Genomic DNA, 6,916 nt, shown 5'->3' with positions numbered 1-6,916 from the left:
CGCTGCCGTGTGGAAATCCGCCCATCTTGCCGGGCGCCGCTGTCGTGTGGGAATCCGCCCATCTTGCCGGGCGCCGGTGCTGTGTGGAAATTCGCCCATCTTCATGACAAAAATTTGTCAAATGACAGGCTCATGTGTGCTGATTTATGTCAGACGGGATTTTGCTTATCAATTATTGAGAACAGAAATTTTCCTGAATCATCAATACTATACTTAGCAAGTAAAGGTGTTTTCTCATTTATCTGCTTGAGTGCAGGATCAAGGAAAGATCGTTTCAACTCTGCCAAGTTCTTCTGTTGGGATTCCGGCAAAAGGAAACGGTCATTTAACCAAGCATGAGTAGTAACCCATAAGCCTGAAGATTTGAATTGAGCAAGACTTTCATAAAGGCGGATCGTCCGGGGATTTCGAAGACTGCCACAATCGCGGAGCGAGTAGGTGGTGAACTGGTTCGTCAGGCCGTAAATGTACCGCAGGAGTTTATGGTTAAATTCGATTTCCCAGATACCACGAGCTGATCGGCTGCCAGCCTCTGTTAGCCAGGGGCGCGCGACGCAGTCAAAACGCCCCTCTTTCGGGTAAAAGATTACCGCAGAACGGCTTAACTCAAACACGCCTTCTTTAACATCCTTGATAGCCTGGTTACGGCTTACCTGAAAAATTTGCTGATAGTCAGCCACCTTTACTTTGAAAGTAGAGTCACCGAGCACAGCCATCTCATCATCATCTTCGCTTACTGAAGCTGTGAAATACGTCTGCATAAGACATAACCAGAGAACGCGCTTTGCTTTTAGCGAGAGGTAGTAAGCAGCTTCGGTAAGCTCGTTAGACTGCTTAACTTTTATCTTTTTGTTCAGCAACTTATCCATGCGCCTTGCCTTTGTGGGTTAAAAATTACTCTCCACACTACCACAAAGTTCAAACAAGTAAATACATTTTTTACAGTTTCGTCTAAGGTGGGCCAATTCCCATAACAAGGTGGGCTAATTCCCATAGTAAGGTGGGCTGTTTCCCATAGTAAGGTGGGCCAATTCCCATAACAAGGTGGGCGGATTCCCAGAGATAACACTTATTTATGATTTTAAATCAATGAGTTATATAGCTCTAAAAGACTTTAAAAAGATAAAAAATCTATAAAATACCTTTTAAAAATATGCCTGTGGATATGTGCATATCATCGCTTACCAGCGCCGCTTCGCGGCTCGGTCAACCCCTCAGAACCGCGAAAACAAGTTTCGCAGTTCTTCACGGTTCATGTTTTAATCCGAGCATGGCGCCAGCACCTTCGCGGCACCATCGAGGCCCGCGCTGCTGCCGCACCGGGCCTCACCCTCAAATAAAATAAAGTTTATAAAAATCGTACTTGTATTGACCCCTGTTTATTCTGAGTATATCCTTTCTGTAACCAAAACTACGGAGGCGCCACAGATGGCTCAGAAAAACAGAATTTCAGAAACAGAATGGAAACAGCTGCTGCCGCAAATGGCTTCCTTTGCACACATCACAACAGATATTGGCTATTCCGTGCTTGTCAAAGGTGAGAAATCATCAGACGTAGCCACGCGAGTAGGCCGTTCCAAGCAAAACATTTCCAGCACCGTTAAGCGAATCTGGGATTTGTACCAGAACACCACTCTTAAAGCCGAGAACGGCGAACCATTAAAATTAGTTCAGGTCTGGATACCAGCAAGCCTTGCTGAAACTGTTTTAAAAGAAGCCGCGAAGTACAGCATTAATAACATCACGACCTCGGAAATGGAAAAAAAATAAAGTCCGAAAGGACTTTATTTTAAGACTACTAACGCGGCTTTATTACAGTGCTCGCCACCACAGTAAACCACTATCCCCGGTTTACCCCAGAGATTGATATGACACACCGGGCAGCTGTACTTTTCCCGGTTTGTTTTGTTCACCGGTGCTTCAGGCGGTGGGGTTACAAATCGCATGGCCTCTATGATCTCGTCGTCGAGTTCAACCGGGTCGCGCCCTTCCTCCACCTCCTGTTCGTGTTCGCTATCATCTTCCTCGTCGTCAATATAGCCTTTTCCTGTAGGGCTTAGCACAGCGCCAGGCTTAGGCTGGTAAGGCGGAAACCTGTCCATCCAGGAAAGCCGGAAATGGCCTGTCAGCAGTTCATCACAGGCCATATCGAAAGGGCCACCGGCAATAATATAATGGGTCATGCTCTGGCCCACTTTCCTGCCTCCCGGTTCGCCGGTATCAGAAGGCATTAGTCCTACCCGTTCCATCCGGGCCGCCCACTGTTTGTTGTGATAGCCACGGCGGCCAGGCTCGCCAAAATGGAATTGCCACTGATGAACCATCTCATGCACCAGTGTTGAAAGCGTGGCCTTTATGGTTCTGATCGAGAAATACACCGGATTCATAGCGATCTCGTCTACCGTGTACCCACTCTCACGGCCGACGAAACGCTTAAAGGAACAATAGCCATACGTTCGCTTCTCACGCTGCAACGTTATCAGGCATGGCGGCAGCTCGTTGCTGAATAGCTTCTCATTGAAAAAATCGTAGGCTCTCTGAAGTTCATCGTAGGTTTCGGGCGTAGGCAAATTCACTGCTAACCTCACATATATGTATTGTGCAATACACATAATTTAGCTGATCTTTTATACAGAGGAAACGGCTTTTACCGAAAACCGCGAAACCGTGCCGAAACTTGTTTCGGCCGGTTGAGGGGTTAACCGGCCCGTGTACGGCGCCGGTAATTATTTGATGGTGGCTATTGGTATTGAGCGCCAGTCTGTCGTGTAATCAGGTGACAACATCTGACGACGCATGGCAAAGGAGTTATCGATGCCCTGGCCTGCAAAAAAAAGCTGGCTCTTTCCACGCCGGTTTATACCATCAAGAACAGCCATTAAAGCCTCGCTGCCAGCTGAAGGCGTAGCAGAGTCGAATAAATCAAGCTGGGCCTCCTTCCCGCTAAAATCTGCCAGCATGACCCCTGCTTTTGCATACGCAATATCTTCCCGCCAGATCCGCGCCAGCGCGGCTTGTGCTGCCTGAATTATCGTGCGGCTGTCCTGGGTTGCCACCGTCAGTTTTTCGGTTGCCTGATTGGCATACTGTGTATCACGCACTGAATAAGGACTGGTACGGATAAAGACGCTTATGACGCGGCAGTATTGCCTCTCATTACGCAGTTTTTCAGCTGCGCGCGCTGCAAATCCGGTGACAGCCTGCTGCATGTCCGTCAGGGTTTCTACGCGTTGGCCGAATGAGCGCGACACAACAATCTGCTGCTTCGCAGGAGGGTTTTCTTCCAGGCTGAAGCAAGCCTCGCCGCGCAACTCCCGTACCGTTCTTTCAAGCACAACGCCGAATGTTTTACGGATTAGGCGCGTATCTGCCCTGGCTAAATCCAGCACCGTTTTGATCCCCATTGTGGCGAGTGCTTTCTCTGTACGATGGCCGACGCCCCAGACTTCCGCAACCGGCAGGATGCTCATTAATTTCTTCAGTCTGGCGCCATCGTCCAGAGCAACCACCCCGCCAGTAGCGGGCCATGTTTTTGCAGCGTGGTTACACAGCTTCGCCAGCGTCTTAGTACGGGCAATACCGACCCCGCATACCAGCGTTGTGTGTCGCCTGACTTCCTCGCGCAGTTGGCGCCCGAAAGCGTCAAGGCTCATGGCGGCCGTTATCCCTTTGCAGTCAACAAAAAGCTCGTCGATTGAATACTGTTCGACGTGGCTTGCAAGGGACTCAACTACGGCCGCGAACCGGGCCGACATGGAGGCATAGAGAGTGTAATTAGAGCTAAAAATAGCGATGTTATGACGCTCGATTATGGGTCTGACTTTGAAGTACGGATCGCCCATTTTCAGGCCCGCTTTCTTCGCCAGGTAATTACGGGCCACAATGTTGCCGTCATTGTTGGATAAAACGGCCACTGCTCGGTTTGCCAGATCTGGCCTAAATGCCTGCTCACAGCTGGCGTACATGCCATTGACATCAATCAGCGCAAACATACCGGATGCTCGATAAGGGAATGCGTAACCACTCCCCAGATTTCAACGCTCTCATTATCCGGGTCAATGTAGTACACAGGAAAATCTTTGTTCATCGGCATCAGGCAGGGTCTGGGCCTCAGCAGTAGCCGCTTCACGGTAAATTCATTATGGATGCAGGCGACTACGATTGAGCCGTGGCTGGCCGTCAGCGAGCGATCCACAACCAGTACGTCACCATCATGGATGCGGCCATCTTCCATTGACGAGCCAGAAACCCGTAGGAAGTAAGTTGCTGAAGGGTGACGAACACAATACTCATGCAGGTTTAACTCCTGCTTTTCATAGCCCTGGGCCGGGCTGGGGAACCCCGCAGAAATTCTTTGCAGATAAAAAGGGATGCTGTGTACCTGGCTGGCGCCGGAGCTTTCAAAAATATCGACCTTCATAGCGATCTACCAAATCACTGTTTACTTATACAGTATCGCTGTTATGGTCAGGTTGGCAAGTTTTACAGGTACTCTACTATATGTAGTGCTGCTTCAGCTGCCAACGAACGCTATATATAGTGTTTGTTGGCTTTCTGTTTTCTCAGTGTCCCCTGTAACCGGCCGCGTGGCGGCGGGCTAGCAGGGAGGGGGGGTGGCCTGTCGCTCCGGTCAGTCCCGCAGTTTCCGGCGATTTGCCCCCGGTGTCCGGTGGAGTCCGGCGAGGTCGCCTTCCATGCTCTGACGGGCATAAAATTAGGTAAATATAATCCGTACTTATATTGACTTTAACGCCCCATTGTACGATAATTAAAAAGTGGCAGGTGATGTGCCTGCCGCTTAACCATCGCCGGTATCGGCTTTAAGAGGAAGTATCATGGAAACTATCGAAATCACCGCCCGCTACATTTCTGAAAACGCCCGCATGAACTTCATGCCTGCGGCATTTCGTGGCGCTTTCTTCAGCGCAGATCACTTCATTCAGTCCTTTCTGAATCGTTACGCTAAAGACTACCAGGGAGGGTATTGGGAATACCTTCAGGCCAGCAATGGCGCGTTTTTTATGGAAGCGCCCCAACCTCTTTGGCTCTCGTTACCTAACTATTTTGAAGGTGAATGCAGCGCGCGCGAAGTAGGGATTATTGTTTGTCTGTATGCCTACAGTTACTTTTGCGGGCTGGCATATGAAGAAGGCAAAGCCGAACTGAACGAAACGATGGCTAACCGGTATCACCTGTTGCGGGAGTACGTTAATACGCTGGAGAACGAAAGCCAGAATCGTATTTATCGTGCCATTGATTAACTGATAACCAGGCGGGCAAAGCCCGCCTTATCGTGACTGTCACGCTCAGGGGAAACTATGTTAGCGACACTTCAACACCCTACCGCCTGGCAATTGCCAGATCGGTTAATGCTTTTGGAACTGTTAATGTTCGATTACCGTAATTCCGATCAGGAGCGCTACGGCCAGCAAATCTATCACCACTATCGTAAACAGGGTAATCATCGCTGGGATACTTCTGTTCATCAGGATAGCGGCGGCCAATACGCGATTATTTTCCGGCACTCCTTCAGCAAAAAACAGGCTGATGGCGTTAAGCGAACGATGATCCGCGATGAAACCGTTATACGGGCAGGTACGGCGCAGGAGCTGACAGAAGCGACATTTCCCGACTTCCAGGATAGCGATATTCTGAAGGCGTCGGATTTCTTTAAGTCGCTTATCCAGCGCAAAGCGGCAGACGTAACACAAACCGATATTTGAGGATCAGCGATGCTGAACAAAACCGAAAACAACACCAACATTAGTAGTATCAACCCCTGTTCTACAGAGGGCCTAATTGCCGTGACGGGAAATGATGGAGAGACGCATATCATTCAGCGTGAGTTAATATCCCACTCTGTTAAAGGGCATGAAGCCACAATCATTCACCTTGTAACCGGGAAGTGGATAAGGGTTTCTTTGTCATCTGAAATACTGGCAAAAAAACTAGGCATTACCGCGTCTGAATAACGGGTTTTGTAGCTTGTTATAAGGTTTTATCTGTGTGTGGCAGAGTTCTAAAAAGGGAAACGTGAGAGATTATGAATACGATTAGTATAACGGAAATCGTGTTGAGTGTGCTTCTTGCGGGCGCTTTGGGGCCGGTTTTATTACGTCGAAAAAAAGGTCTGCTGTTACTGTTGTTGATTCTGGTCTGCACGATACTTTTGCTTCATGGTGTCACTACGATTTACTGATGTGGTCGAAAATCTTTAAAAGCGAACCCCCGGACGTCACCCCTCCGGGGCCGTTCTGCTGTGCTGCGCATCGAGCCGCTACGCGTCTCGCCCCGCTCACGCGGGCAGCTGCCACTGACGCCTCCGGCCTGCGGCCTCCGCGCTCCGCTTGGCAATCCCTTCCCCTGCTGCCGCTCATTTCCCCTTCAGCCTCCTATCATGATTCGTCTCCTGCATTATCCGTGGATTGTGCAGCTCAGTGGGGCGCTGGCCGTGACGGTGCGGTGTCCCCCGTAACCGGCCGCGCGGCGGCCGCTAACTCGCAGTACGGCGCCGCGACCCGCTGGCGGGCCGCCGTACCCGCGCGCAGGCGCGCGGCGCCCACTGCGCACCCCCGTGGGGGACGTGCGGCAGCTGCGTGGCGGCGGGCTGGGTTATGGCTTAGCAGGGAGGGGGGTTGGCCTGTTGCTCCGGTCAGTCCCGCAGTTTCCGGCGATTTGCGGCCGGTGTCCGGTGGAGTCCGGCGCGGTCGCCTTCCATGCCCTGACGGGCATAAAAACAGGTAAATAAATTCCGTACTTGTATTGACTTTAAAAGCATAATCAACGATAATTAAATCATCGGGAGGCAACACCGCCACCCGAAAAATTGCCGGTATCGGCGCTTACAGGAGTCGTCATGCACTTTACTAACTTCCTTCAGCGTTACTTCGATATAGAGATTGAACATACCTTTGAC

8 protein-coding genes are annotated in these 6,916 nt (G+C 50.4%); 4 read left to right on the top strand and 4 right to left on the bottom strand.

The window, feature by feature from the left end; all coding sequences use genetic code 11:
* Nucleotides 1-149: 149 nt before the first annotated feature.
* The gene (locus tag C5687_RS23240; RefSeq protein WP_013263795.1) at nt 150-869 is read right to left on the bottom strand and encodes a replication initiation protein; all 720 of its coding nucleotides are present in this window, start codon (nt 867-869) and stop codon (nt 150-152) included.
* 559 nt (nt 870-1,428) lie between these two features.
* Here C5687_RS23240 and ardK point away from each other — a divergent pair.
* Nucleotides 1,429-1,770, top strand: coding sequence for an antirestriction protein ArdAB regulator ArdK (gene ardK, locus C5687_RS23235; protein ID WP_000057569.1), 342 nt, complete (start codon nt 1,429-1,431; stop codon nt 1,768-1,770).
* 14 nt (nt 1,771-1,784) lie between these two features.
* Here the strand turns inward: ardK and C5687_RS23230 are convergent, their stop codons facing one another.
* The 3 genes from C5687_RS23230 to mucA all read right to left on the bottom strand — a co-directional run bounded on the left by C5687_RS23230 (nt 1,785) and on the right by mucA (nt 4,420).
* Nucleotides 1,785-2,576, bottom strand: coding sequence for a SprT-like domain-containing protein (locus C5687_RS23230; protein ID WP_001452808.1), 792 nt, complete (start codon nt 2,574-2,576; stop codon nt 1,785-1,787).
* A gap of 150 nt (nt 2,577-2,726) precedes the next feature.
* Nucleotides 2,727-3,992 carry a translesion error-prone DNA polymerase V subunit MucB gene (gene mucB, locus C5687_RS23225; RefSeq protein ID WP_016359299.1) on the bottom strand — a complete coding sequence of 422 codons (1,266 nt, stop codon included), beginning with the start codon at nt 3,990-3,992 and terminating at the stop codon, nt 2,727-2,729.
* The gene (gene mucA, locus C5687_RS23220) at nt 3,980-4,420 is read right to left on the bottom strand and encodes a translesion error-prone DNA polymerase V autoproteolytic subunit MucA (RefSeq protein WP_104558120.1); all 441 of its coding nucleotides are present in this window, start codon (nt 4,418-4,420) and stop codon (nt 3,980-3,982) included. The genes mucB and mucA overlap by 13 nt, the downstream gene beginning before the upstream one ends.
* A gap of 415 nt (nt 4,421-4,835) precedes the next feature.
* Here mucA and ardB point away from each other — a divergent pair, with 415 nt between their 5' ends.
* The 3 genes from ardB to C5687_RS23200 are packed head-to-tail and all read left to right on the top strand — an operon-like array spanning nt 4,836 to nt 5,972.
* Nucleotides 4,836-5,261: an antirestriction protein ArdB gene (gene ardB, locus C5687_RS23210; RefSeq protein ID WP_000447669.1), complete on the top strand. Its 426-nt coding sequence runs from the start codon at nt 4,836-4,838 to the stop codon at nt 5,259-5,261.
* A 57-nt stretch (nt 5,262-5,318) separates the two neighbouring features.
* Nucleotides 5,319-5,723, top strand: coding sequence for an antirestriction protein ArdAB regulator ArdR (gene ardR / locus C5687_RS23205; RefSeq protein ID WP_000881513.1), 405 nt, complete (start codon nt 5,319-5,321; stop codon nt 5,721-5,723).
* A gap of 9 nt (nt 5,724-5,732) precedes the next feature.
* Nucleotides 5,733-5,972: a hypothetical protein gene (locus C5687_RS23200; RefSeq protein WP_016359300.1), complete on the top strand. Its 240-nt coding sequence runs from the start codon at nt 5,733-5,735 to the stop codon at nt 5,970-5,972.
* Nucleotides 5,973-6,916 lie beyond the last annotated feature (944 nt).

This window comes from Enterobacter sichuanensis (assembly GCF_002939185.1).
GTDB lineage: Bacteria > Pseudomonadota > Gammaproteobacteria > Enterobacterales > Enterobacteriaceae > Enterobacter > Enterobacter sichuanensis.
Note: the sequence above shows the minus strand (reverse complement) of the source record. Positions and strands in the feature narration are given on the sequence as shown.